General features: G+C 58.1%; 24 protein-coding genes and 1 tRNA gene. 11 read left to right on the top strand and 14 right to left on the bottom strand.

What is annotated here, in order from left to right:
* Positions 1-92: 92 nt before the first annotated feature.
* From F4Y00_05170 to F4Y00_05140, 7 genes are all read left to right on the top strand, one after another.
* Positions 93-2336 carry a bifunctional (p)ppGpp synthetase/guanosine-3',5'-bis(diphosphate) 3'-pyrophosphohydrolase gene (locus F4Y00_05170; protein ID MYE04346.1) on the top strand — a complete coding sequence of 748 codons (2244 nt, stop codon included), beginning with the start codon at positions 93-95 and terminating at the stop codon, positions 2334-2336.
* A 114-nt stretch (positions 2337-2450) separates the two neighbouring features.
* Positions 2451-2843: an integration host factor subunit beta gene (locus tag F4Y00_05165; GenBank protein ID MYE04345.1), complete on the top strand. Its 393-nt coding sequence runs from the start codon at positions 2451-2453 to the stop codon at positions 2841-2843.
* Positions 2824-3291: a Holliday junction resolvase RuvX gene (ruvX, locus tag F4Y00_05160; GenBank protein ID MYE04344.1), complete on the top strand. Its 468-nt coding sequence runs from the start codon at positions 2824-2826 to the stop codon at positions 3289-3291. Before F4Y00_05165 ends, ruvX begins: the two co-directional genes overlap by 20 nt.
* A 10-nt stretch (positions 3292-3301) precedes the next feature.
* Complete coding sequence (def, locus tag F4Y00_05155; protein ID MYE04343.1) at positions 3302-3865, top strand: peptide deformylase; 564 nt, start codon at positions 3302-3304, stop codon at positions 3863-3865.
* A gap of 177 nt (positions 3866-4042) precedes the next feature.
* Complete coding sequence (locus F4Y00_05150; protein MYE04342.1) at positions 4043-4420, top strand: hypothetical protein; 378 nt, start codon at positions 4043-4045, stop codon at positions 4418-4420.
* A 349-nt stretch (positions 4421-4769) separates the two neighbouring features.
* A complete protein-coding gene (locus F4Y00_05145; protein ID MYE04341.1) occupies positions 4770-5234 on the top strand; it encodes a hypothetical protein in 465 nt (154 codons plus the stop codon).
* Between the two features lie 9 nt (positions 5235-5243).
* Positions 5244-7475 (top strand): TonB-dependent receptor, encoded by a 2232-nt coding sequence (locus F4Y00_05140; protein ID MYE04340.1) that lies wholly within the window; start codon positions 5244-5246, stop codon positions 7473-7475.
* 137 nt (positions 7476-7612) lie between these two features.
* Here F4Y00_05140 and F4Y00_05135 read toward each other — a convergent pair whose 3' ends face one another.
* Positions 7613-7879: a hypothetical protein gene (locus tag F4Y00_05135; protein MYE04339.1), complete on the bottom strand. Its 267-nt coding sequence runs from the start codon at positions 7877-7879 to the stop codon at positions 7613-7615.
* A 102-nt stretch (positions 7880-7981) separates the two neighbouring features.
* Here F4Y00_05135 and F4Y00_05130 point away from each other — a divergent pair, with 102 nt between their 5' ends.
* The 3 genes from F4Y00_05130 to ubiE all read left to right on the top strand — a co-directional run bounded on the left by F4Y00_05130 (position 7982) and on the right by ubiE (position 10329).
* On the top strand, positions 7982-8497 hold the full coding sequence (locus tag F4Y00_05130) for an acetyl-CoA carboxylase biotin carboxyl carrier protein subunit (GenBank protein MYE04338.1): 516 nt from the start codon (positions 7982-7984) through the stop codon (positions 8495-8497).
* A 5-nt stretch (positions 8498-8502) separates the two neighbouring features.
* Complete coding sequence (locus F4Y00_05125) at positions 8503-9480, top strand: NAD-dependent epimerase/dehydratase family protein (GenBank protein ID MYE04337.1); 978 nt, start codon at positions 8503-8505, stop codon at positions 9478-9480.
* 174 nt (positions 9481-9654) lie between these two features.
* Complete coding sequence (gene ubiE / locus F4Y00_05120) at positions 9655-10329, top strand: bifunctional demethylmenaquinone methyltransferase/2-methoxy-6-polyprenyl-1,4-benzoquinol methylase UbiE (protein MYE04336.1); 675 nt, start codon at positions 9655-9657, stop codon at positions 10327-10329.
* A gap of 33 nt (positions 10330-10362) precedes the next feature.
* Here the strand turns inward: ubiE and F4Y00_05115 are convergent, their stop codons facing one another.
* The 9 genes from F4Y00_05115 to F4Y00_05075 form a co-directional block, all read right to left on the bottom strand.
* Positions 10363-10698, bottom strand: coding sequence for a cell division protein ZapA (locus F4Y00_05115; GenBank protein MYE04335.1), 336 nt, complete (start codon positions 10696-10698; stop codon positions 10363-10365).
* Between the two features lie 15 nt (positions 10699-10713).
* Positions 10714-11046, bottom strand: coding sequence for a hypothetical protein (locus F4Y00_05110; protein MYE04334.1), 333 nt, complete (start codon positions 11044-11046; stop codon positions 10714-10716).
* Positions 11047-11144: 98 nt separating this feature from the next.
* Positions 11145-13649 (bottom strand): phenylalanine--tRNA ligase subunit beta, encoded by a 2505-nt coding sequence (locus F4Y00_05105; protein ID MYE04333.1) that lies wholly within the window; start codon positions 13647-13649, stop codon positions 11145-11147.
* A 195-nt stretch (positions 13650-13844) separates the two neighbouring features.
* Positions 13845-14837, bottom strand: a complete 993-nt coding sequence (gene pheS / locus F4Y00_05100) for a phenylalanine--tRNA ligase subunit alpha (protein ID MYE04332.1) — start codon at positions 14835-14837, stop codon at positions 13845-13847.
* Between the two features lie 14 nt (positions 14838-14851).
* The gene (gene rplT, locus F4Y00_05095) at positions 14852-15202 is read right to left on the bottom strand and encodes a 50S ribosomal protein L20 (GenBank protein MYE04331.1); all 351 of its coding nucleotides are present in this window, start codon (positions 15200-15202) and stop codon (positions 14852-14854) included.
* Positions 15203-15218: 16 nt separating this feature from the next.
* Entirely contained in the window at positions 15219-15413 is a 195-nt protein-coding gene (gene rpmI / locus F4Y00_05090; protein ID MYE04330.1) for a 50S ribosomal protein L35, read from the bottom strand.
* 327 nt (positions 15414-15740) lie between these two features.
* Positions 15741-16277 carry a translation initiation factor IF-3 gene (locus tag F4Y00_05085; GenBank protein ID MYE04329.1) on the bottom strand — a complete coding sequence of 179 codons (537 nt, stop codon included), beginning with the start codon at positions 16275-16277 and terminating at the stop codon, positions 15741-15743.
* Between the two features lie 163 nt (positions 16278-16440).
* Positions 16441-18396: a threonine--tRNA ligase gene (gene thrS, locus F4Y00_05080; protein ID MYE04328.1), complete on the bottom strand. Its 1956-nt coding sequence runs from the start codon at positions 18394-18396 to the stop codon at positions 16441-16443.
* Positions 18397-18436: 40 nt separating this feature from the next.
* Positions 18437-18510, bottom strand: a tRNA-Val gene (locus F4Y00_05075).
* A gap of 136 nt (positions 18511-18646) precedes the next feature.
* On the opposite strand from F4Y00_05075, the gene F4Y00_05070 reads away from it, so the two are divergent.
* Positions 18647-19219: a nitroreductase gene (locus F4Y00_05070; GenBank protein MYE04327.1), complete on the top strand. Its 573-nt coding sequence runs from the start codon at positions 18647-18649 to the stop codon at positions 19217-19219.
* Between the two features lie 58 nt (positions 19220-19277).
* Here F4Y00_05070 and F4Y00_05065 read toward each other — a convergent pair whose 3' ends face one another.
* The 4 genes from F4Y00_05065 to F4Y00_05050 form a co-directional block, all read right to left on the bottom strand.
* Positions 19278-19955 (bottom strand): hypothetical protein, encoded by a 678-nt coding sequence (locus F4Y00_05065; GenBank protein ID MYE04326.1) that lies wholly within the window; start codon positions 19953-19955, stop codon positions 19278-19280.
* A 112-nt stretch (positions 19956-20067) separates the two neighbouring features.
* Entirely contained in the window at positions 20068-20517 is a 450-nt protein-coding gene (locus F4Y00_05060; protein MYE04325.1) for an ATP-binding protein, read from the bottom strand.
* 35 nt (positions 20518-20552) lie between these two features.
* Positions 20553-20924 (bottom strand): STAS domain-containing protein, encoded by a 372-nt coding sequence (locus F4Y00_05055; protein MYE04324.1) that lies wholly within the window; start codon positions 20922-20924, stop codon positions 20553-20555.
* Complete coding sequence (locus F4Y00_05050) at positions 20921-23143, bottom strand: SpoIIE family protein phosphatase (protein MYE04323.1); 2223 nt, start codon at positions 23141-23143, stop codon at positions 20921-20923. The genes F4Y00_05055 and F4Y00_05050 overlap by 4 nt, the downstream gene beginning before the upstream one ends.
* Positions 23144-23215 lie beyond the last annotated feature (72 nt).

Here is a 23215-nt window from a genome sequence, read left to right as displayed (position 1 = left end):
GCGCAGGGAGCGAGATTTAATCTTTTAGAGGTTGTTATTTACGACTGTCGTATATAGTCGCACGCTATCCCGATGGTTTAGCCCACCATTCCATGTTGCGAGCTTCTTCCATCCTGAGCAATACCGATTTGCAGGTCGAACCGGAATTCGAGGCCGGGCTCGACGAATTGCTCGATGCGTGCCGGCAATCTCTGTGGTCGGTGGATGAGGATATGATTCGCCGCGCCTTCATGCTGGGTTACTGGGCGCATCGCAACGATCGGCGAGCCTCGGGGGAACGATTCATCACGCACCCGATCGAGGTGGCGGTGATCGTGGCAAGGGATATCGGCTTTGATGACATAAGTGTCGTCTCGGCCCTATTGCACGATACCGTGGAAGACACTGAGTTTTCCCTGGACCTCATACGAGAAGAATTCGGCGACACGGTGTCGAACATCGTCGACGGATTGACCAAGATCCGGGGGGTTTCCTGGAATCGCGAACTGGGTCAGGCGGAAAATGTCCGGAAGCTCATGCTTTCCATGGCGACGGACATTCGCGTCATTCTCATAAAGTTTGCAGATCGTTTGCACAATCTGCGCACCATCGAGTCGCTTCAAAAACAAAAGCAACTCAAGATTGCGAGTGAGACCCTGGATCTCTTTGCGCCGCTTGCCCATCGTTTCGGGTTGCACGTCATCAAGGCCGAGTTGGAAGATATTTCCCTGAAAATCCTCCACCCGGAAGAATACCGCGATATTGTGCGAAGTTTGCAGGCGTCCAAAGTTGAGCGGGACGGCTATGTGCGCCGTTTTATCGAGCCGTTGCGGGAGCGCCTCGAGAGTGACGGCTTCGATTTCGAGATGGCCGGCCGGTCGAAGAATCTCTATTCGATCTGGCGGAAGATGAAGCGGACGGATAAGCCGATCGAAGAGATTTACGACCTGCTTGCCATTCGTATTGTCCTGAAAAGCACCGGAAAAAAAGGAAAAGAAGATTGCTGGAGAGTGTATTCGATCATTACGGATTTATACAAACCGTTGCCGGAGCGCTTCCGGGATTTTATTTCGGTGCCCAAGTCCAACGGCTACCAGAGTCTCCACACGACGGTTCTTGGTCCAACAGGGCGCCGGGTGGAAGTACAGATCCGCACGGAGGAAATGCATGCCATCGCCGAGCGCGGCGTGGCGGCGCACTGGAAGTACAAGGAGGCCGTGAGTGATAAGGACCGGGGAATGGAGCAATTCCTTGCGTGGGTGCGGGATATTCTTGAAAACCCCAATCCCGAACATGCCACGGAGTTTGTCAAGGAGTTTCGACTCAATCTGTACGACGAAGAAATATATATCTTCACCCCCAAAGGGGATTTGATGACACTGCCTCGTAATGCAACCCCTGTCGATTTTGCATTTCAGGTCCATACGGAAATAGGCATGCATTGCATCGGTGCGAAAGTGAACGGCAGGATGGTGCCGCTTTCGTATAAACTTCAGAGTGGCGATCAGGTGGAGATCATTTCATCGAAGAAGCAAACGCCGAATCCCGACTGGATGAAGTTTGTCGTTACGCACAAGGCGCGCAGCAGAATTCGGCATTCAATCAATGAAAAGCGCCGCCGCAGCATGGATCTGGGCCGGGAAATGCTCGAGAAAAAGCTGGATAAAGCCGGTCTGAATGTGGAAGAACAAAAGTTGCGCAGAGCAGCTAACCGACTCAAGTTTCCGAACGCCCAGCAAATGTTCTATGAGATCGGGACGGGACTTTTCGATCCGAAGGACTTTGTGGAGTTCATCAGGAACGAGTCCCGTGGGCGAAAGGAAGAGGAAGAAGAAGTTGCCGAGGAGGAAGGCCTTCGGTTACGGTACGAAAATTTTCTGGATTCGGCTCAGGTGGCGGCCCGTCCGGCGCTCGAAATCGACGGTGAATTACATACCGACATCGTTACGCGGTATGCCCCTTGCTGCAATCCGATCCCCGGCGACGATGTGTTCGGCTACATAAGCCGCAGCGACGGTATAAAGATTCATCGCATTAATTGCCGGAATGCTCCCAGCCTGCTCGTAAACCATCCTGACCGTATTGTATCGGTGGAATGGAGCAGGCAGAAAGACGTGCAATTCCTGTCCGGCCTGCGCGTGATGGGAGAGGATCGCGTGGGGATGGTAAGCGATATTACGACCGTTATTTCCAAAAACCTGAAAACAAATATTCGTTCCATCACGGTGGATTCCGAGGATGGCGTTTTTGAGGGCACGATCGTGTGCTCGGTGACGGATTTGTCGCATCTTCGCCGCCTTATTGAGCGACTGAAGCGCATCGACGGGATTCACGGAGTGTACCGGTTTGAGGAGTGATGGGGCTTTTTTGCCTGTGAAGCTTGTAAGTCGTCTTCTTTTTTCCGTAAACTATTGCTCGTTTTTTTTCGATAAGTTCATTTATCCCAAAGGGTTATAGGAGGGACTAACACCATGTCCGATGCATCCGGTACGCAGACCCGGAAAGATGTGGCTCGTCGGGTTGCAGAATCCATGGGTGAGCCGGTTTACAAGGTGGAACCCTGGGTTCGAGCGGTTATCCATGCCATCCGTGATATCATGATCGATGCCGATCCGGAGGTGCGCATCGAGTTGCGCGATTTTGGCGTATTCGAGGTCAAAAAGACCAAAGCCAGGCCAAAGGCCCGCAACCCGAGAACGAACGAGACGATCTTTGTACCCGGCCGGCGCAAGACACATTTCAGACCGGGCAAGCGGCTAAAGAAGGTTTTGCAGGAGCCCTTGCCTGAATCGACGCATCGGATTCCGGATGAGCATATAGCCGGCGATTCCATGCAAACCCCTGATGCTGCCGAAGCATCGTAGGCTATCAGATTGTATGGACGCATTGCCTCGCATCATCGGTATCGACTACGGCACGCAGCGAATCGGCCTGGCCATGTCCGACCCGCTTCGGCTGTATGCGCAATCCCTTGGGGCGTACTCCAGTGACGAGGCAATACGGCAGCTTGCGTCCCTGAATACCGATCCCGGATTTGACACGATCGTTGTGGGGTGGCCTTTGACCCTGTCGGGAGAGGAGGGACCGGCTACGGATGTTGTACAGCCTTTCATTCGCCTTCTTTCCAGGCGGTTTCCCGGCAAGAAAGTCGTTATGCAGGATGAACGGTATTCCTCGGTCCGGGCAAGGAATTTGCTGGTCCGATCGGGCGTTCGGAAGAAAGCCCGCCGGCGGAAGGAAAGAATAGATGCCGCCGCTGCCGCAGTCATTCTTCAGGATTATATTGACGAGACACAGGAGCAAACATCCTGATCCGGTTCTTATGATTCTTCCTATTCGTTTATATGGCGATCCCGTGCTCAGGAACGGCGCTGAAGATGTCGCCGGGGACAGTGCCAGTGTCCAGCAACTTATCGACGATATGATCGAGACCATGCGGGGCGCATCGGGCATTGGTCTGGCTGCTCCTCAGGTGGGCCGCACAGAGCGCATCTTCGTGGCTGATCTGGCAGCGGAAATACAGTTTGAGCCTGTGCCGGAGGAGGCGTCACAGCCGATGGCATTCATCAATCCCGAGATTATCTGGGAGAGTGAAGAAGAAGGCGAATTTGAGGAGGGGTGCTTGTCCATTCCGGATATAACCGAGGCGGTCAAGCGCTCTGAGCGAATCCGGCTGACGTATCTGGATCGCCATTTCCAGCCGCAGGAACTGGAGGTGGGGGAGTTGCCGGCGCGTGTGATTCAGCATGAGGTGGATCATCTTGAGGGCATCTTCTTTGTGGATCGCATAAGCGCATTTCGCAGGCGTCTTCTTCGTCGTAAGCTTCGGGATGTCGCCAGCGGCAAGGCCGAGGCCGATTATCCTCTGTATGCGGGGACCAAATGAGCGAAGGATGAGGATATGGGGAATATATTTGCCGGACGTTGCTTTTTCAGGATCTTTGCAATCCCCTTGCAGTACTCCTCTACTGCGTAGTGTGGCAGGGCGCATCGTCGGAGCGCCTGTAGTTTGCCCCTGAGACCGTCCCTTCGCCTTCCCTTGCCCCTGCGAAATCCGAAATAGATGCTTTCGAAGCGCGCACATATCGAACGCTCAGGGGTTTTCCTGCTTGCCGTGCTGTTCTGCGGGATGGTGGCGGCCCCTTTCGGGCACGACGTGTCGCATATCCGCTCGCTGGAGCATGCGCAGGACCCTGCCGAGGAGGCGGGCAGCGAATTGCCGTGCCCGCACGGCGCATCGGAAGATTTTCTTTCGGAAGAACAAGCGCCTTCGGATCATTTTGAGTGCGATCTGTGCGCGCTTCGTTCGCTGGCTGCCTCGGTTATCGAGCAAATCCAGGCCCCGGCGCTTCCTGTGCATGTGACCGGGCAGACGCTCCGGTTCGTTCGCTTCGCCCGCAGCCTTTCCCACCGCTCGATACGCGCGCCTCCGGCGGCGTAGTAAGGATACGCCGATCCAATCCGCGTCGATCTGCGCCTTGCGTTCGCGCATGCAAGCTGTCCTGTCTCCATCGCTGAAATCAGCGGTAAACACGACGGCTTCGCAGGCGCCAAGCGCTCTTTAAGAGGCAGCACGGGAGAGGCGGCAAGGAGCGCGTCTGCCGGCGGCCTTTCTCATTGCGCGGAGCCGCCGCGCTGCGTCGCCATTTCTTGTCTGCGCATCCCCCTCTCCCCGTTAAGACGCTGGTTCGCACGGATGTAATCAGCGTCTCCCTGGACTCGATACCGTGCGCTGTTTCGGCGGCGCATTTAGCAAAACACACCCCAAAACCCAAAAACAGAGGAAAACCATGTTTTCAACCCGATTGCGCGGCATAGCCGTGATTGTATTCATATTCGTTTTTGCGGGCGGGCTGGCCGCCTGCGACAATCCCGCCGAGGACGACCATGATCATGACGAGCACGCCGAAGTAGAAGGCCTTTTGCTTTTTATTGGCGGCGAAGAAGTCGTTCATGTCCATGAGGGCGAGGTCGAGGGGTCGCTGACCGTCCCGGTAGACGACGAAACCGACGAGATCACCGTGGAGTTTGAGGGCCACGACGGCGAGGAAGTGCACGCCGACGAACTGGACGATGAATTTTCCCTTGGCGTCGTGGTGCAGGGAGCCGCCCTCGTTGATGTCCATGAGGAAGGTCGGTGGAGCTTTGCGCTGCATGGAGGAGACGAGGCGGGGGACACCGCGATACGGGTGATGCTTTTGCACGAAGGGCATTCAGATTTCACGACCCCCGATATTCCCGTTACAGTAGAATAGCCCGGAGCCATGCGTTGTTGCAATGTTTCGTTTCTTTGCCGGGCCGGGCTTGCAGCGTGTTGCGCGATGGCGGTCGCCGGGACGCTGCAAGCCCAGCATACGGCGGTGATCTCGGGCTCCGTAGAGGATGCGGAAACCGGAGAACCCGTGCGCCATGCCCAGGTGCTGGCGGAAGACGCCAACCGCAGTTCCAGAACGGATCGGCAAGGCCGTTTCGAGATGCGGTTTCTGGAGCCGGGGGTCTACACGCTTACCGCCTGGCGCATAGGCTATGAGTCGCTGACGAGCCAGATTGCGGTGGGCGGCGCCTCGGATACGTCTCGCGTCGTGCTGCGCATGTCGGCTTCTCCGATTGAATTGGGGGAAGTCTTCGTGGACGGGCAACGCGAGTCCGTCGCGCTCCGCGAGGCCGATATGGATATGGAGGGCAAGCGGCTTCGGCAGCATCTCGGAACGACGATCGCCGAAACGCTCGACAACGAACCCGGCATTTCCATGCGATCCATGGGGCCCGCTCCCGCCCGCCCGGTGTTGCGCGGTTTGGGCGGCGAGCGGCTACTGGTCCTGGAGGATGGCGGGCGCACCGGAGACCTGTCCGCTACGTCCGCCGATCACGCGGTCGCGGTAGATCCGCTAATGACGGAACGGATTGAGGTGGTGCGTGGTCCGGCAGCGCTGCTGTACGGGCCGAATGCGCTGGGCGGCATGATAAACGCGGTCCGCGGATATGTGCCCGCGACCAGGCCGCCGGAGACGCATGCCACGGCCGTGCTGCAAGGGCAATCCGCCAATGACGGGATTTCGGGCGGGTTCAGCGTCGAAGCGCCCGCGGGCGCTTTTGCATGGCGCGCCGACGGCAGCATGCGCAATGCGGGGGACGTATCCACGCCGGTCGGCGTCCTGGCCAACACCGACTTGAGGACCGGAAACGGTTCTTTCGGCGCGAGCCGCATCGGCTCGTGGGGATATGCAGGCGCTTCGGGCAGTTATTACGCCTCCCGGTACGGCATACCGGGCGGATTCGTCGGGGCGCACCCGAAGGGCGTGGACATTGAATTATCCCGCCGCTATCTGAAAGCGAAGGGCATGTTGCTGGACGCGATTCCCCGGTTCCCGCATCTGGAATTCGAGGCGTCGCTTTCGAGGTATTTTCATCAGGAGTACGAAGCAAGCGGGACGCTGGGCATCGAGTTCGGACTCCTGTCGTATTACGGCCGGATTCTTTCCCGCGTCCATGGCCGCAGAAGCAACAGTCTGACGAGTATCTGGGCCGGACACCGGGATTTTGCTTCCGGCGGATTTACGTTCACGCCGAACTCCCGGGAATGGACGGCCGCGGCGTTCCGGTATCAGGATATCAATCTGAGGAACCTGTCGCTTCAGGGGGCGCTTCGGTACGATATACGCGCCGTGCGTCCCCGCACCAGCGGGCGTTTCGCTGTGGGCGAGGTAACGCGCGCCGGACTGATTCGGAACCGAACGACCGGGGGCGTTTCCGGTTCTTTGCGGGTCTTGCGTCGATTCGGCGACCGTTTCTCTGCGGGCCTGGGTGGCGTGCGCTCCATTCGCATGCCGGGGATCGAAGAACTTTTTTCGACAGGGCCTCACCTGGCGGCCTACGCCTTCGAAATAGGTAATGCGGACCTTGGCGTCGAAAAGGGGTTGGGCTTCGAGGCGTTCGCGGAATACCGCAGCGCGCGTTTTTCCGGATCACTGAATGCGTATCGAAACCATATCCGGGACTACATTTACCCCAGAAATACGGGCCGGCTCAACGTGCGCACCCTGCTGACGGAATATCAGCAAACCGGTTCGTCGGCCCGCATGACGGGGTCGGAAGCTTCCTTTTCGCTGCGGGCGGCGCCTTCCGTCACGCTTTCCGGGTCGGGCGCGTATGTCCGGGGTACGCTAATCGACGACGACGAGCCGATGTCCTTCATTCCTCCCTTGCGGGGGCGGCTGGAAGCAGCGTACGCCCGCGGGAAGATCAGGCTGTCCGGTTCCGCGGAGGCGGCGCGGCGGCAGGATCGTCTGGGGGAATTCGAGGAACCGACCGATGGGTATGTCGTGTTCGGGGCGCATGCGCAGTACCACCTTTCCCTGGGTCGTATTTTGTACACCTTCGATATCGGGGTGGAGAATGCCACGAATGCCGAATACCGGGACCATCTTTCGAAGGTAAAGAGCATCATGCCGCAACAGGGGCGCAACGTTAAAATATTGATCAAAGCGCTCTGGTAGGGGGCGGTTTCGCGCGGCGGTCCCGTCGTCGTCCGAGGGAACAGCTCGATTGTAAATCAGGACGAGCGCTGCGCAGGCAAAAACTTCGCCCCGCAGCGCGTACGTATGTTCGCCAGCGCCTCGCCGCGTCGGACTCGCTATTCCTTGGGCACGATGCGTCCTTCCGGCGTAATGATTTCATCCGGTCCGGGTGGAACCGTGGGAAACTTGCTGATGGAAACCTTCGGGTCCCGATCGTGCGGTACATAGTGGACATGGTCTCCATGCGTGATCTCTATGTACGGCTGGTCACCGTACGGGTCGATGGCTTCGCGCAGGACGGTAAGAAAAAAGAGGGCGCCTATGATCAGGATCACCCACTTCCACATTTTCTTCGTACGTGCGTGACCTGGAGCGCTGTCCATGGAAGCATTCATGATGACCTATCCTCGCGAACGTGAAGTACTGAGCGAAGTGGACTTAATCAGAGTATATTATATTACATAAAAGCGCTCCCGATCCGGACCATGGCGACAAAACAGGCCTCAGAACATTTTCAGATAGCATGCGCCGGTCGGGTTATGGATGTTTCCGTGCGTGCGGATCAGTTGACGTGTAATGGCCGCACCGTCCCGTTTTCCTACGAACGCCTTGACGAAGAACGCATGGCCTTGCTGATAGATGGCAAGAGTTATGTGGCGGTGGTCCTGGAAGAATCCGGGGATCGTCGGCGCATAGGGGTCGGCGGTTCTACGTTCGATGTGTCTTTGAAAGACGAACGGGCGCTGCTGCTTGAACGTTTCGGGTTATCCGGGGGAGCTGAAAGCGACATGCTGAAAGTGCATGCGCCTATGCCTGGTATGGTCCTGTCCGTGGCCGTGGAACCGGGGCAACATGTCGAGGCGGGAACCGGCGCCCTGGTCCTCGAGGCCATGAAAATGGAAAACGAATTGCGTCTTGAAAGAGGGGGTACCGTTCGAGCAGTGCATGTAGCGCCCGGCGATGCGGTCGGCAAGAACGATCTCCTTCTCGAAATAGAGTAGTTGCCATGTCGATGACCCTTGTCACGGGGGCCACGGGATTCGTGGGGGCCGTGCTGACCCGGCGCCTTGTGCTGGATGGCGTTCCCGTCCGTGTTTTCCGACGCGCCGGCTCAAAACTCGATTTGCTCGGCGAGACGGCGCAGAAGGTCGAGCACGCCCTTGGGGATATCACAGACGATCTGGCGCTCCAAAAGGCCATGCAGGGTGTGGAGTACGTCTATCATGTGGCCGGAAATATCGGTTTCGGGTCTTCTCGTGTGCGGAATCGGCTCATGTCTGTCAATGTGGATGGAACCGCAGCGGTCGTCAATGCGGCGCTCGCCGGGGGCGTACGCCGCCTTGTTCATGCTTCGTCCGTGGCGGCTCTCGGTCGCTCCAACCGCCCCGACGACGTCCTGGACGAGAACGCGCAATGGCAACGGTCAAAATCAAACAGCACCTACGGCTACTCGAAGTACCTTGCGGAACTGGAGGTGAAACGAGGTATTGCGGAAGGTCTGGATGCGGTGATGGTCAATCCCTCCCTTATTTTTGGCCTGGGTCGTAAAGGGGAGAACACCCGACGTATCGTGGATCAGATTCGCCGCAAGCGGATAGTTATGTTTCCGGCAGGGGTTACGAGTGTCGTCGATGTACTGGATGTGGCGGACGGCATGGTGCGGGCCATGCAGTACGGTGAAGCCGGTGAACGGTTTGTGCTGGCGGCGCATAACCTGTCCTGGGAAGAACTTTTCCGTCAACTGGCCCAGGCATGCGGCGCAGCGCCCCCGACCATCCGTCTGGCGCCGGCAGCCGCTATACTCGTCGCATATTCTTCGGAAGCAGTCGCTTTTCTGACACGTACGGAACCCCTTCTTCCCCGCGCCAATGCCCGGTTCATGTCCGCAGTGAACCGGTACGACAACACGTTTGCCTGTGAAAAACTGGGGTGGCGCCCCCGGCCCTTTGAGGAAACGGTGCGGCGCATCGCCGATGCCCTGTGAGGCAGGGGGACGGGTTTTGGCATCCGCGGGGTTTCCGACCAGGGTGGACCCCATACATCGGGTCGTGCGTATGTTGCGGGCGAATGACGGATATTTCATTGCGTTTTGTCCACATCTCCACACCGTATCCCGCCGCCGGGACAGGCTCCCGGCAAGAGAGAAGCCGTCGAAGCCATGTTCGACGATGTGGCGCCCCGGTACGACCTGCTCAATCGCCTGCTGAGTTTCGGGATCGACCGCATGTGGCGCCGTGCGGCGATCCGCCTGCTGCGCGCGGAAGCGCCAGCCCGGATTCTGGACATAGCGACCGGCACCGCCGATCTGGCTATTGCCGCTGCCGCGCTTGGTCCGGAGCGGATCGTAGGCGTTGATCTTTCCGAGCAGATGCTGGCGCGTGGCCGGATAAAGGTTCAGCGTCTGGGTCTTGGTGGGACCATCACGCTGGAGCGTGGGGATGCGGCTCGTTTGTCATTCCCGGATGCCTCATTCGATGCGGTCCTGGTAGGGTTTGGCGTACGAAATTTCGAGCACCTTCAGGACGGTATCCGGGAGATGCGGCGCGTGCTCCGTCCAGGAGGGGTGCTGGTGATCCTTGAGTTCAGTCGGCCCGGCGTATTGTTGATCCGGAAGTTGTACGAGGTCTACTCGGATGTCGTATTGCCCTTTGTCGGTCGTCTTCTGTCGGGCAATTCGGGAGCCTATAAGTATCTGCCGGCTTCTGTGAAGGTGTTTCCGTCGGGAGAGCGCTTTCTGGACGAGTTGCGGCAGGCCGGATATGTAGATCTCTTGTGCAAGCCGCTGACGTTCGGGGTGGTTTCGCTGTACAGGGGACGCAACCCGGGCGATTGAAAACGCGACGATTTGTTTTTCCGGCCCACTCCCTTATTCCCCGGAAGGCGAGGATTCACCGTCCCCCAGCACGGCGTCCAGGGAGGCAATGAGTTGTCCGATATCCGCATGCAGGTCGGTTTCTGCGTCGGTCTTTTTCTCGCGTTCTGCAAAGAGTTCCTCGGCAATGCCCAGCGCCACGATAACCGGGCCCGTTATGTCCGCCTGATCGGGATGATCCCGCTGGAACTGCCTGATCTTCGTATCGACGTATCGTGCAATGCTGCGTACGCGTTGCTCGTCCTGCCTCTCTACCTGCAAGGAATAGTCGCGGTTAAGAATGCGGACGCGGATGGACTGGGGCACGATGGGTATCGGTTTATGCGGGATCGGATAGCGGGTACGTTATGCGTCGTCGCGCTCCCGTTCCATATACTCGTCGAGTGTTTCAATGAAGGAACGCAAGTCGTCCTTTAGCGCATCCGGGTTGCGGGGCAGCGAGAAGAATGCATGGTCCCGGTGGATGGCAGGGCGTTTTTCCAGCTCGCTCATTTTTTTCAGGAGCGCGGCGTTGGTTGCGCGCAACGCTTCAATGACCCTGACGGCCTCCTCGACACGGCGGCGTAAGGCATCCAGCGAGACAGGTTCCGGCGCCGGCGTCTCTTTTTCGGCAGATTCTTGCATACCCTGCTCGACCCCGGGATCCGCATTCGGCCCATCGGTATCGGGTTCTGGCATGGAAGCGCTCGTTTTCTCGGTCATCGACATGTCAGGGCGTCAAGAGGATACTTATTTATATATGCGCAACGCGTGCAAAGAGGTTCACTAAGGGCCTGTTAACTTCGCAAAGAAGCGCCGTGTTCTTTTTCCAGCGCGTGGACGATACGAGCCATCCTTTTGTTCACTTCCCGATCTGTGAGTGTGCGATTGGCGCCGAAGCGCAAGGCAAAGGCCACACTTTTTTTGCCCGGGTCTACATGTTCGCCTTCATAGAGGTCAAAGAGACGCACCTGTTGCAACAGGCGCCCGCCGGCGCGTCGGATCGTTTGTAATATAGTTCCCGCCGGTTCCTCATGGCCCACGACCAAAGCAATGTCGCGGTCCACTGCGGGATGGCGTGCTACAGGTCGATACGTGCTGGCAAGGAACGGTGTTGCCAGCCGCACCACTTCGGTCCAATTCAATTCCGCCGTATAGACGATTTCTTCCGGGGTGTTCCCACCGGAAAGGTCCGTAGCCATCTCCAGGATGCTTCCAATGCGGGTATCGCCTGAGAAGATGTCAAGCCCGCAGGATGTGCCCGGTGCGGGGGTATGGATGGGCGCCATACGGACATCGGGCAGCCGCACATGCTGGAGCAGCATCTCCATCGTTCCCTTCGCATCGAACAGGTCGAAAGCCCGGGCGGACGTATTCCAACCGGTGTCCGTGGCCTGGCCCGACAACGTCAGCAGGAAGGATTCATACTCCGCATAGTTTTCGACGACGGTTTCGTGCTCATCCTGACCGTCTGTACGCCGGAACACATGACCGAATTCGAAAAACCGCATCGAGCGCTGTCCATGATTGCGGTTAAATGCAACGACCTGCAGGGCGCCGGGCAACAGGCTGGGGCGCAAAGCCGCCATTTCACTGGAGATCGGGTTGAGGGTCCTGACGACACTGTCGGGTGCGCCTCCACCTGATCTTGCAAACTGCTCGGCCGTTTCCGACCGCAGCATGCTGTTCGTGTAGATTTCCCGGTGTCCGGTACAGGCAAGCAGGGTGCGGACTGTCCGCCGCAGCCGTCTTTCGGGGCTTTCGTGCAATGCTCCACTCGAGAAGGAGGCCGTCTGGGCTGCCTCAGGTATGTTGTCATACCCGTAGAGACGTACAATCTCCTCGATGACATCTACTTCGCGCTCGATATCGGGCCGGAAAGGAGGAACGGTGCAGCGAAGTCGGAATGCCCCTGCCTTTCCTTCCCGCTTTATGTCGAATCCGATGCTTTGCAGCAGGCGTTCAGTGGTTTCGAGGGGGATATGCACGCCAAGCAAGCGGTCTATCCGCTCTGCGCGCACGGTGATATGCCTGAGCGGAGAAGGCGCCGGATGTGCGTCCACCATACCGGGGACGACGGTTCCACCGCCCAGTTCTGCTATCAGAGCGGCGGCCCGGGCAGCAGCGCGTACCTGTCCGGTGGGATCGACGCCCCGCTCGAAGCGCCAGGAGGCATCGCTCTGGATGCCAAGCGTCTTCGCGGCCCTGCGGACATGCGAGGGGTCGAAGAAGGCGGACTCGATGAGTACGTTCCTTGTGGTTTCGCGGACCTCCGAATTTTGCCCGCCCATCACCCCGCCGATGGCTACGTCGCGTTCGGCGTCTGCAATCATGATGGCGCCGGGAGGGATGGTGTGCTCCTTATCGTCGAGGGTGGTAAAGGGTGTGGGCTCGTGCGTGAGGTGTACGCGAATGTGCTTCCCCGCAATGGCGTCGAGATCAAAAGCGTGCAGCGGTTGCCCCACATCATGGAGAAGGTAGTTCGTGACGTCCACGATGTGGTTGTGGGGCCGCAATCCGATCGCTTTCAACTTTGCCTGGAGCCAGGCGGGAGATTCGCGGACGGTTACGTCACGCACGATCATCGCCACATACCGCGGACACGCCTCGGGCGCCTGTATGTCGACAGTAACGAGGTCGGCTGCTTCGCCGCCGGGTTCCGGTGCGGGCGCCTCGGGGAGGCGAAGCGGGATATTCGTGAGCGCCGCCGCATCGCGGGCTACGCCCAGATGGCTGGTTGCATCCGGGCGGTTGGGCGTGACGCTGATGTCCAGCACGGCGTCCCGGTATGCGATGCCAAGGGCCTCGAGGTATTCCGAAAAAGGTTGTCCGATGCGGGGCTCGGCGCCGGCCGCGCCTGTCAGCACCATGATTTCGTCATGGTTATTGGAAAGCCCCAGTTCGTCTTCCGCGCAGATCATGCCTTCCGAAGGCTCCCCCCGAAGTTTTGTCTTGCGGATGGCGACAGGGGTGTGTTTATCGGGGTCTTCCCGGTCGGGCAGCATGAGCGTTGCGCCCGGCGTAGCTACGGGTACAAGTTGCCCCTCGGCGACATTCGATGCGCCGCACACGATGCGGGCGGGCTCCGGGCCGCCCAGATCGACCTCGCAACAGGAGAGGCGATTGGCATTCGGATGGGGTCGTACGCGCTCCACGCGTCCTATGATCACCCCATCCATCGACAAGCCGGTCTCGTCAATGCTTTCTACTTCCAGACCGCCCATCGTGAGGATATCTGCAAGCTCCTCCGGGCTTTCCTGGACGGGTGCGTATTCCCGTAACCAATTGTACGAGATGTTCATGGTTTGCCGTGTCGTCGCTCCGGGCCGGAAGCGCCGCTGAATAGTGTTAAGGAATCTCTGATTAAATCCGCATGGGCGAGGACCTTGGGGCGCGCATTTGAACAAAACATCGGGCCCGGGATATCCTGCAAACTCGCGGCCAACCGCACGTTTATGTTTTGAGAGAAGGCGTGTCCCAAGGTTCCTTAACAGGTCTTAAAACTGTTCCAGGAAGCGGATGTCGTTTTCATAGAACCTGCGGATGTCGCGGATTCCATACCGCAGCATGGCAATACGCTCGATGCCCATCCCGAATGCATACCCGGTCCATCGTTCCGGGTCCAGATCGACGGCATCGAATACATTGGGGTCCACCATGCCGCATCCGAGGATTTCAAGCCAGCGCCCATTCTCCGGCGAGGCTTCGTCGGCCCACCAGATGTCCACCTCGGCACTGGGCTCGGTGAACGGGAAGAAACTGGGGCGGAAGCGCATCCGGGCATCGGCGCCGAAAAGTGCTTGGACAAACAGGCGCAGCACCTGCTTCAGGTCGGCAAAGGTGACTCCTTCATCCACGTACAGCCCTTCTACCTGATGGAACAGGCAGTACGATTTGTAGGAAACGGCCTCGTTACGGTACACCCGTCCAGGCACGATGACGCGCACGGGTGGTTGTCCGGTCAGCAGGGTGCGTATTTGCACGGGCGATGTGTGCGTGCGCAGCAGAACCCGGTCCGGCTCCAGGTAGAAGGTATCCTGCATGTCCCGCGCGGGGTGGTTCGACGGGAAATTCAGTGCCGTGAAGTTATGCCATTCCGTTTCGATTTCGGGTCCGGTGGCGATCGAAAACCCGAATCCTTCAAAGACGCGCGCGATTTCGTTCAGCGTGTGCGTCAGCGGATGAACAGAACCCGGAGGTGCCGGGAATCGCCCTGGAAGCGTGAGGTCAATGCTTGTTTGCGATCCAGTGGCCCCTGGCTTATGCAGATCGGCCTCGAAGGACGCCAGACGCTCTTCCGCCCGTTTTTTGATTTCGTTGATGCGCCGGCCGAGTTCTCTGCGTTCCTGCGGGGGAGCCTCCGGAATCCGCTTGAGCATTCCGGTGATTTTTCCGCTTTTCCTTCCCAGGTATTTGACCCGGAACGCCTCGGCAGCCTCCTTCGAGTCAATGATCTCCGACTCGATATCTTTCAGGATGTCGTCGGGCATCTTGCCAGGCCCGCTTATTTGCCGGCGATATGCTGCGTAATACGCTGGAACGTTTCCGGATCGTGGACGGCCATATCCGCGAGCACCTTTCTGTTCAGATCAATGCCTGCTTTCCGCAGTCCTCCCATGAGACGGGAATAGGTGGTATCGTTCAGGCGCGCCGCGGCATTGATGCGCGCAATCCAGAGGCGCCGAAACACGCGCTTGCGCTGCCGGCGATCCCGATAGGCATACGTCAAAGCTTTCTCGACGGAATGCTTTGCAACGGTATAAATTTTCGAACGCGCGCCGCGATAGCCTTTGGCCATCCGGAGTATTTTTTTGCGGCGCCGTCTCGACGCTACGCTGTGAGCGGTACGTGGCATAAGAATAAAGGGACAATCAGGATTGAATAAGCCGTTGCATCCGTGGCGTGTCGGTTTTGTCGACGAGCGTACTTTCACGCAGGCCGCGCTTGCGTTTGGCCGATTTCTTGGTCAGGATGTGGCTTTTATAGGCCTTTTTCCGAGCCAGCTTCCCGCTTGCGGTCACCTTGAAACGTTTCCGGGCGCCGCTATTTGATTTCATCTTGGGCATAAGCATTCTGGCGCCGGGCGCGTTTGGGGCATCGCGAGGGTACGCGTTTTCGGGCCGTTTTGGGCAATTTTTAGTCGTTTTAAGCCATTTTTGGCTTGTTTTCAACCGTTTTGGGCTCTTTTTTGGCCATTTTTAGCAATGCGCATGACTGTGCTGCACGGAGCACGGCACGCTTGTTTTGTGCAAAAGGCCCAAACTGTAAATACAGTGCGGATAGCTGTCAGGTTCCGGTTTTCTTGCACGCCTTCTGCACTTCTCTCAGCCTCCCGAAGGGCGCTTCACGCACGAACGTGAAGCGCTGAGCGAAATGGTTTTGATCAGAATATCCTACTTTTTGTCCGGAGTCAGAATCGTGGTCATACGGCGTCCTTCCATGCGGGGCGGCTGATCGATCCGCGCCACATCCTGCAAATCCTCGATAAATCGTTGCAACAGAGCCATGCCCTGCTCCTTGTAGATGATATCCCGGCCGCGAAACTGTACCCATGCCTTGACCTTGTTCCCGCTTTGCAGAAAGCTGCGGGCATGGCGCGTTTTGAATTCAAAGTCGTGCGTGTCGGTGTGGGGGCGGAAACGGACCTCTTTCAACTGGATAGTTTGCGATTTTTTGCGCTGCTCCTTCCCTTTTTTCTGTTGTTCATAACGGAATTTTCCGTAGTCGACAATCTTGCAAACCGGAGGATCGGCCGATGGCGCAATCTCGACCAGGTCCATTCTGTGTGCGCGGGCCCGCTCTAAGGCCTCGTCGATATAGACTACATGGTGTTCTCCGCCGGGATCTACAACCCGAACCCTATTGGCCTGGATATCTTCGTTGATGCGTACTTTACGAGCGATGGTTCTGTGTCTTTTTTGTGGATGAATGAAGGGGTTTAATCCGGGGGATAATCTGGTGAGTCAGGCGCACTTCCTGGAGGAAGACAGGGGTGCGTATACATGCCCCTGAGATCCGTTTCACGCGAGCCGGGATAATTTGGTTTCACGCGAAATGTAACAAGGTTGTGCAGAGGAGCCAGGAAAAGCGCTGCTATAAACGCTTTTTCCCCTCGGCGATTTCGTTCGCCATCCGCGTTACGCAATCCTCGACGGATATGGTATCCTGTTCTCCCTGGCCATGCCGCCGTACCGAGACCGTGCCCTTTTCCTGTTCGCGTGCGCCGGTGATGAGCATGACGGGTGTTTTGTTCACCTCGGCGCTGCGTATCTTGTACCCCGCTTTCTCGTTGCGGTGGTCCACCTCCACGCGGATATCGTGTTCACGCAGTCGTGCAGCGACTTCCTCGGCGTATTCGCGCTGATTTTCGGAAATCGGAATGACCATGACCTGCACGGGCGCCAGCCACAGCGGGAAGTTACCGCCGCAGTGTTCTATCAGCACCCCGATGAATCGCTCCAGCGAACCGAACGGCGCCCGGTGGATCATCGCCGGCCGGTGTTTTTTGTCGTCCGCCCCGATATAGGAAAGGTCGAACCGTTCCGGCAGGTTGTAGTCCAGTTGTACCGTGCCCAATTGCCATTCGCGTCCCAGCGCGTCCTGAACCATGAAATCGAGCTTGGGGCCGTAGAAGGCGGCCTCCCCGACTTTTTCGACCGCATCCAGCCCCGTTTCCCGGACCGCCTCGCGTATAGCCCGTTCGGCTTCTTCCCAACGCGCGGCATCGCCCTGGTATTTTTCGCGGTCCGCCGGGTCGTGCAGGGAAATCTGCACAGTGAAATCGGTGAACTCCAGTGCTCCCAATATGGTCAGCGTCAGGTCGATCACGTTCTTGAACTCGTCCTTCACCTGTTCGTCGGTGCAGAAGATGTGGGCATCGTCCTGTGTGAACCCGCGCACACGGGTCAATCCACCCAGTTCACCGGATTGTTCGTACCGGTAGACGGTGCCGAACTCTGCATAGCGCACCGGCAGATCCCGGTAGGAGTGCAGCCGGTTTGCGTAGATACGGATGTGATGCGGACAGTTCATGGGTTTCAGCAGGAACCCCTCTTCGGTGTCGTTTTCGTCCAGCATCGGCGGGAATTGACTTTCCCGGTAGTAGGGATAATGCCCGCTCGTTTTGTACAGTTCGAGGCGTCCGATGTGCGGCGTAACCACAGGTTCATACCCTCGTGCGAGCTGCTCTTTTTTCAGAAAATCGATGAGCGTTTCCCGCAGCACCGCGCCTCGGGGCAGCCACATCGGCAACCCGGAGCCCACCTGCCTGTCGAAGGTAAAAAGCCCCAGTTCCCTGCCCAGCTTGCGGTGGTCACGCTGCGCCGCAAGGGCAAGCCGTTCGAGATGCTCGTCGAGCATACTCTTTTTCGGGAAGCTGACGCCGTAGATGCGCGTCAGTTGAGGGCGTCGTTCGTCCCCGCGCCAGTAGGCCCCGGCGATGTGGAGCAGCTTGACATATTTGATACGGCCCGTGGAGGGAATATGGGGCCCCCTGCACAGATCGACGAAGTCGCCCTGCCGGTAGAATGTGATGGTGCCGTCCTCCAGGTCTTCGAGCAGTTCCAGCTTGTATTCGTCGCCCTTGTCCCGGAAATACTGGATCGCGTCTTTCTTCGAGATGTCCCTTCGTTCGTACGCTGCGTCGCGTGCGGCCAATTCCCGCATCCGCTCCTCGATGCGTTCCAGATCTTCCGTGCCGATTTTGTGGTCGCCGGTATCCACATCATAGTAGAAGCCCTGTTCGATAGGCGGTCCGATGCCGAATTTCACCCCCGGGAACAGGCTTTCGAGTGCTTCGGCCATAAGGTGCGCCGTGGAATGCCGGAAGGTCAACTGACCCTCCGGGTCGTTCCAGGTCAGAATCTCGATGCCTGCATCCCGGTCAATGGGCCGGGTCAGATCCCATACTTCTCCATTGACTCGTACAGCCAGTGCCTGTCTGGCGAGGCCTGCCGAGATGCTGCCGGCGAGTTCGTATCCCGTGACCCCGGTTTCGCGGTCATGGACGGAACCGTCGGGGAGCGTGATGGCGATGTGGTCGGCGGGCATGATTCAGGGTAATTCGCCGTATGGCGACAGGCTTTGACTGTGGGTCCTGACGGATTCGAACCATCGACCTCTACGATGTCAACGTAGCGCTCTAACCAACTGAGCTAAGGACCCGCGAACGTTTCTCCGCCGGGCGGCGCGAAGGCTACACCCCGGAAGCCGCCCGGTTCCGATTACCGTTTCCCGCCGGATCGGTTTCGATCAGGGGGCGTTTTTATGCCCTCTTTAAAAATTTCTGCTTTCTGACATGATGACATTCACGGTTGCACAGTCGGATGCGGTGGCCGGCGCTATCCGGAATCGCCGCACCATACATCATTTCGAACCGGTTCCTGCGCCTCCGGAAGAGGAGATGCTGGCGGCGATCGATCTTGCGCGGTGGGCGCCTAATCATCATCTTACCGAGCCGTGGCGGTTCTATCTGATCGGCCCGGAAACCGCCCGGAAAATTTCCCGCCTGAATGCGGATATGTATGGACAGTCACGGGGCGAGCAGGCCGGCGCCGCAAAGTATGCACGGTGGCTTGGCATTCCGGGATGGGTGATTGTAACCTGCCTGCGTTCCGACGATGAAATCCGGCAGCGCGAGGATTATGCAGCGTGTTGCTGTGCTCTTCAAAACGTGCAACTGTATCTCTGGACCCGTGGCATCGGGGTCAAGTGGACGACTGGCCCGGTCACCCGGACGGAGCAATTTTTTGAGATTGCCGGGATCGACCCGGAGCAGGAGATGCTGGTCGGGTTGGTATGGTACGGTTTTGCTGCGGAAGTACCGTGCATACAACGCAAACCCGTCCGGGATATTTTACGCCGGCGCCCCTGAGCGTCCCGGAATATGGGTCTCGCAAAAGTGCGGGACACGACACGCTTCCGGCAACGGATCAGAATGTGTATCCCAGCCGCACGAGAGGGGCATCGGCTTCGATGGGCGGAGGGCCCAGCGAAATGCGCAAGTTGGATCTTCCGGTCCGTCCGGCAGCACGCAAGGCAGCCACGCCGGCGATCAACCGGTTGGCTGCCAGCGAGGCAATGAGCACGCTGCGCCGTCGCCGCAACGATTCGGCGTCCTCGCGAAGTTCACGGAAGCGGAGAAAGTGCTCTTCCGTATCCCATTGCCATTGAGACGAGGGGTCGGCGGCATACGTTACCTGATCCAGGGCGCCGTTTCGGAACTGTGCGTCGGTGAACGCCTGCGAGGATCGGTACGTCGCGGCGTTCAGGTAAAACGTTCGGTCTTTTCCGCTCGGATCGACGCCGGCGTGGCGGGTGGCCAGGGTTCGATAACTTTCGACGAGGTGGCTGCGCCGGCGGCTTGTGCCCAGGAGTCCTACCCACAACCCGGCATCCGTTAACGCGAAAGCCGTTCCCCAGCGGCCCCAATCTCCGCCGCGGATGTAGCGGTGGCCCAGTCCGGGAGCGATCATACTGAGCGCAAAGGCTTTACCTGAAGATGCGCTTGTTACAAGAGGTTCGATAATTTCGGGGGTTTGTCCCCGGGCGTTCTGAACAGGGCCGGACGCCAGTCCCCAAAAGGAAACGCACAGGATAATCAGGCACATTATCCCCGCTCGATGCCCTGCTTCAATATGTCCGCATTTCGAAGTCATCGGGTCTTTTTCCGTACGGACTCGCACATTGTGAAAGAGGCTTCAGGGGCTCGTTCTGTACCGATCAGGCTGTTTTTCCGGCGTTCCGGCCGGGTTGCCTGCTTCGGAATTTCGTCAACCGCACTTCGTTCGTGTCTCCATAGGTCGTGTATTCCACCTGATCCATCAGGCTGCGCATGATCTGGACGCCCAGTCCGCCTCCGCGTCTGCTCTCCGCAATCCGGAAAAGATTGGGTTCCGACCATGATTCCGGGTGGAAGGATCGGCCCTGATCCCGGATGCACACCGTAAATTGCTCGCTGTCGACCATCACGAGCACAGAAATTTTTTCCCGGGCGTCGTCGTAGGCATGTTCGATGATATTGGCGCACGCCTCGTCCACAGCCATTTTTATATGCGCAATCGCTTCTTCTCCAAGGTGCGCTTCGTGGGCATGCTTCTCCACAAACCGGCGTACCTTGGTGAGGTGCTGCGTGGCGCTGGGGATACTGAGGCTATGTGCGGATTCAGGCATAAGCAAAATTGCCGCCGTCGCAATGCAAGCGCGTGTCAGGAATCGTTCTCGTCTTTGCGGTCTGCATCGAATTTCCGGATAGCTTCTTCCTCTGCTTTGACAATGTCGAACAGCAGGGGGAAGCCCAGCAGGTCGAATATGTTGAAGACATTGGCTTGAAGCCCCGCAATTTTGATATCGCCGCCGGCCTCCCGCATTTCCTCGATATAGGCCATGAATACGCCCAGGCCGGCACTTGAGATATACTGCAAGTGTTCGCCGTTGACGATGATATGGTGGTTTTTATCCTCCCGGCACCTTTGCAGCGCCGCCTCCAGTTCGGATACGGTATGTGCATCCAGCTCGCCTTTCAGATCGAGGATGCGGATGTGTGCTTCTGCCCGGAATCCAACCGAAAAATTGCTCATGTTGCCGATCGTTTCGTGTGGTTTTTAGCGCCGTCCCATTTCAGGACCACGAGAGTCATGTCGTCATCGTATTCGGTACGACCGAGGTAATCGTGAAGGTCCGCGAGGAGTGCTTCATGCAGCGCCGATGCCTCTTTCTTCCGGTGGACTTTCAGGGCTTCGAGCAGCCGCTCGTACCCGTATTCGGTCCCCTGGTTATTCCTGCTTTCGACGACGCCGTCCGTGTATACCGTAATGATATCGCCGGGCTGGAGTGAAATATGCTCTTCTTCGAGCACATCCCGGAAACGCCGGCCCCGGTCCAGACCAAGACCGAGTCCTTGCGGACGAATCAGGCGTTCCGTACCCTCCCGGGAAATAAGAATGGCGGGGCAATGCCCGGCGCGGGCCAGTGTCAACTCTCCTTTACGGACATCGATTACACCATAGATCACGGATACGAAGACGTGGCGCTCGAGCGCGGAAGAAAGCGCAAGGTTGGCCTGTTCGAGAAAGTCTGCCGGTGAAGGCGCCATGCGCGTGGTGGAACGGAAAATGCCCTGTAATTCGGCCATATAGAACGCCGCCGAAGTGCCTTTCCCGGACACGTCCGCAATGATGAACGCAAGGCGTGCTTCGTCCAGTTCCAGAAAGTCGTAGTAATCACCTCCCACCTCATACGCAGGAATACTGGAAGCCGCCACCGCCAGTCCCTGCATTTTCGGCAGGTCATGCGGCAGGAGTCGTTGTTGTACCTCCCGGGCGATATCCAATTCGCGGGAGAGACGTTCCCTTTCAAGTTGTTCCTCGAAGAGGCGCGCATTGTCCAGGGCAATCGCGGCCTGGGCGGCATAGACGCTGATTGATTCGACATCGTCCTGCTCGAATCCCTGGACGACATCTTTCGCCACGAAGAGACCGCCCAGCAACTTGTCCCGCGTAATCAGCGGCGTCATAAGCATGGTGCCGATCGGATCGCCCGGTTTTCCCCGGATGCGACGGTCCGTGGGGGCTTCGTCGAGGACCACCGGCTCGCGCCGGGCAGCGAGTTCTTCGTACAGCGCGGCCACATCCACCATGGTTTCGACATCCTCGGTCGTGGTTTTCCATGCCGCCACGACTTGCGGGCGGAGCGAGCCGCTGCGCTCGTCCGCAATGGCCAGCCAGGACATCTGCGCCGTGCCTGTATCCACAGGCGTTTTTGTAATAGTGAGGTGTAGTTTGTCGGGATCGAATGCCTGATTGACGAGATTCGTCAGTGAGTACATGGCAGTGATTTCCCCGGCTTTGCGCCGGAAATCACCTGTCGTGGGAAGGTGGAAAATGAGGAAAAGAAATGAAGTCACACAGTACAACAGGCCAAAGGTCAATGCGGCCAGCGTGAACTGATCCAGCGGGTAGCTGGCATGGCGTATGTACATGAAATGCGCCGGCAGAATCCCGCCTGAGGACAAGGAGGCGAACAATAACAGAATGAGCAGGATCGAGAACCCTACGCCGGCCGCCTTGGCCCGGAAGGACAGAAACACGATCCACGACACACGGAACGCGTTGAGGAGCATAAGGATTATGACCAGCGTGAGGGCGATGTACTGCACTATCCCGGGATCTTCGGCAGGATCCTGCAGGACGAACAGGAGAGAAAAGATGCCCATGGAGATGAGCATCAGATACCAGTTCCGCTGGCTTTGCTTCGTTCGCTTGAACAGGACCAGGTCCTGAAAGCGAAGTAGCAGATAAAAGGCAAGCAGCGCACGCAGGGAAGTGATTACGTGCATCTTGACCACCGTGGCGAATGTGAGCGGGACGCCGGTGTCGTATTCGAAGCCGAGCACGGCAGGGTTGCCTTCCACATTTTCCGCGGCGGTAATGCCCACCATCAACAAGATAGCAGCTGCCGTGACGAGCGCGAGCAGCAAGGTGGTCCAGAGCGTTTTCAGGGGGCCGATCGGTTGCTGTTTCAGGTAGTACGACAGCAGAAACCAGACCAGTATGAATCCCGCGATGACGACGAGTTGATAGGAAAAATTGACCGCGGCATGCCAGGGTGTGCCGGACAACCACTCGAATGCATTGAACGCTACGCTCAGGAAGAAACATATCAGCGCGGCGACGATGCACGCCACCCGTTGGCCCCGGTTGCGCAGCGCGGTTTCGATATACCCCGGCCCGCTTTGGAGAATTCTATTTGCGAAATGATTGGCCACAGGCGGTATGCCGGGTGAGAGGGCGCCTTTCATACGGGAAATACGTCATACGGTTCTTGTCCTGCGGTATACCCTTTCCCCGGAGCCGGTAACTTTGTTATGAAT

The sequence above is a fragment of the Bacteroidetes bacterium SB0662_bin_6 genome, assembly GCA_009839485.1.
Taxonomy (GTDB): Bacteria; Bacteroidota; Rhodothermia; order Rhodothermales; family VXPQ01; genus VXPQ01.
This window is presented reverse-complemented; position numbering and strand designations above follow the sequence as displayed.

Excerpts from the sequence above, each read along its gene's own strand:
- F4Y00_05170 (MYE04346.1), top strand. The coding sequence starts at position 93 with ATGTTGCGAGCTTCTTCCATCCTGAGCAATACCGATTTGCAGGTCGAA.
- F4Y00_05165 (MYE04345.1), top strand. The coding sequence starts at position 2,451 with ATGTCCGATGCATCCGGTACGCAGACCCGGAAAGATGTGGCTCGTCGG.
- ruvX (MYE04344.1), top strand. The coding sequence starts at position 2,824 with ATGCTGCCGAAGCATCGTAGGCTATCAGATTGTATGGACGCATTGCCT.
- def (MYE04343.1), top strand. The coding sequence starts at position 3,302 with ATGATTCTTCCTATTCGTTTATATGGCGATCCCGTGCTCAGGAACGGC.
- F4Y00_05150 (MYE04342.1), top strand. The coding sequence starts at position 4,043 with ATGCTTTCGAAGCGCGCACATATCGAACGCTCAGGGGTTTTCCTGCTT.
- F4Y00_05145 (MYE04341.1), top strand. The coding sequence starts at position 4,770 with ATGTTTTCAACCCGATTGCGCGGCATAGCCGTGATTGTATTCATATTC.
- F4Y00_05140 (MYE04340.1), top strand. The coding sequence starts at position 5,244 with ATGCGTTGTTGCAATGTTTCGTTTCTTTGCCGGGCCGGGCTTGCAGCG.
- F4Y00_05135 (MYE04339.1), bottom strand. The coding sequence starts at position 7,879 with ATGGACAGCGCTCCAGGTCACGCACGTACGAAGAAAATGTGGAAGTGG.
- F4Y00_05130 (MYE04338.1), top strand. The coding sequence starts at position 7,982 with ATGGCGACAAAACAGGCCTCAGAACATTTTCAGATAGCATGCGCCGGT.
- F4Y00_05125 (MYE04337.1), top strand. The coding sequence starts at position 8,503 with ATGTCGATGACCCTTGTCACGGGGGCCACGGGATTCGTGGGGGCCGTG.
- ubiE (MYE04336.1), top strand. The coding sequence starts at position 9,655 with ATGTTCGACGATGTGGCGCCCCGGTACGACCTGCTCAATCGCCTGCTG.
- F4Y00_05110 (MYE04334.1), bottom strand. The coding sequence starts at position 11,046 with ATGCCAGAACCCGATACCGATGGGCCGAATGCGGATCCCGGGGTCGAG.
- F4Y00_05105 (MYE04333.1), bottom strand. The coding sequence starts at position 13,649 with ATGAACATCTCGTACAATTGGTTACGGGAATACGCACCCGTCCAGGAA.
- pheS (MYE04332.1), bottom strand. The coding sequence starts at position 14,837 with ATGCCCGACGACATCCTGAAAGATATCGAGTCGGAGATCATTGACTCG.
- rplT (MYE04331.1), bottom strand. The coding sequence starts at position 15,202 with ATGCCACGTACCGCTCACAGCGTAGCGTCGAGACGGCGCCGCAAAAAA.
- rpmI (MYE04330.1), bottom strand. The coding sequence starts at position 15,413 with ATGCCCAAGATGAAATCAAATAGCGGCGCCCGGAAACGTTTCAAGGTG.
- thrS (MYE04328.1), bottom strand. The coding sequence starts at position 18,396 with ATGCCCGCCGACCACATCGCCATCACGCTCCCCGACGGTTCCGTCCAT.
- F4Y00_05070 (MYE04327.1), top strand. The coding sequence starts at position 18,647 with ATGACATTCACGGTTGCACAGTCGGATGCGGTGGCCGGCGCTATCCGG.
- F4Y00_05065 (MYE04326.1), bottom strand. The coding sequence starts at position 19,955 with ATGTGCCTGATTATCCTGTGCGTTTCCTTTTGGGGACTGGCGTCCGGC.
- F4Y00_05060 (MYE04325.1), bottom strand. The coding sequence starts at position 20,517 with ATGCCTGAATCCGCACATAGCCTCAGTATCCCCAGCGCCACGCAGCAC.
- F4Y00_05055 (MYE04324.1), bottom strand. The coding sequence starts at position 20,924 with ATGAGCAATTTTTCGGTTGGATTCCGGGCAGAAGCACACATCCGCATC.
- F4Y00_05050 (MYE04323.1), bottom strand. The coding sequence starts at position 23,143 with ATGAAAGGCGCCCTCTCACCCGGCATACCGCCTGTGGCCAATCATTTC.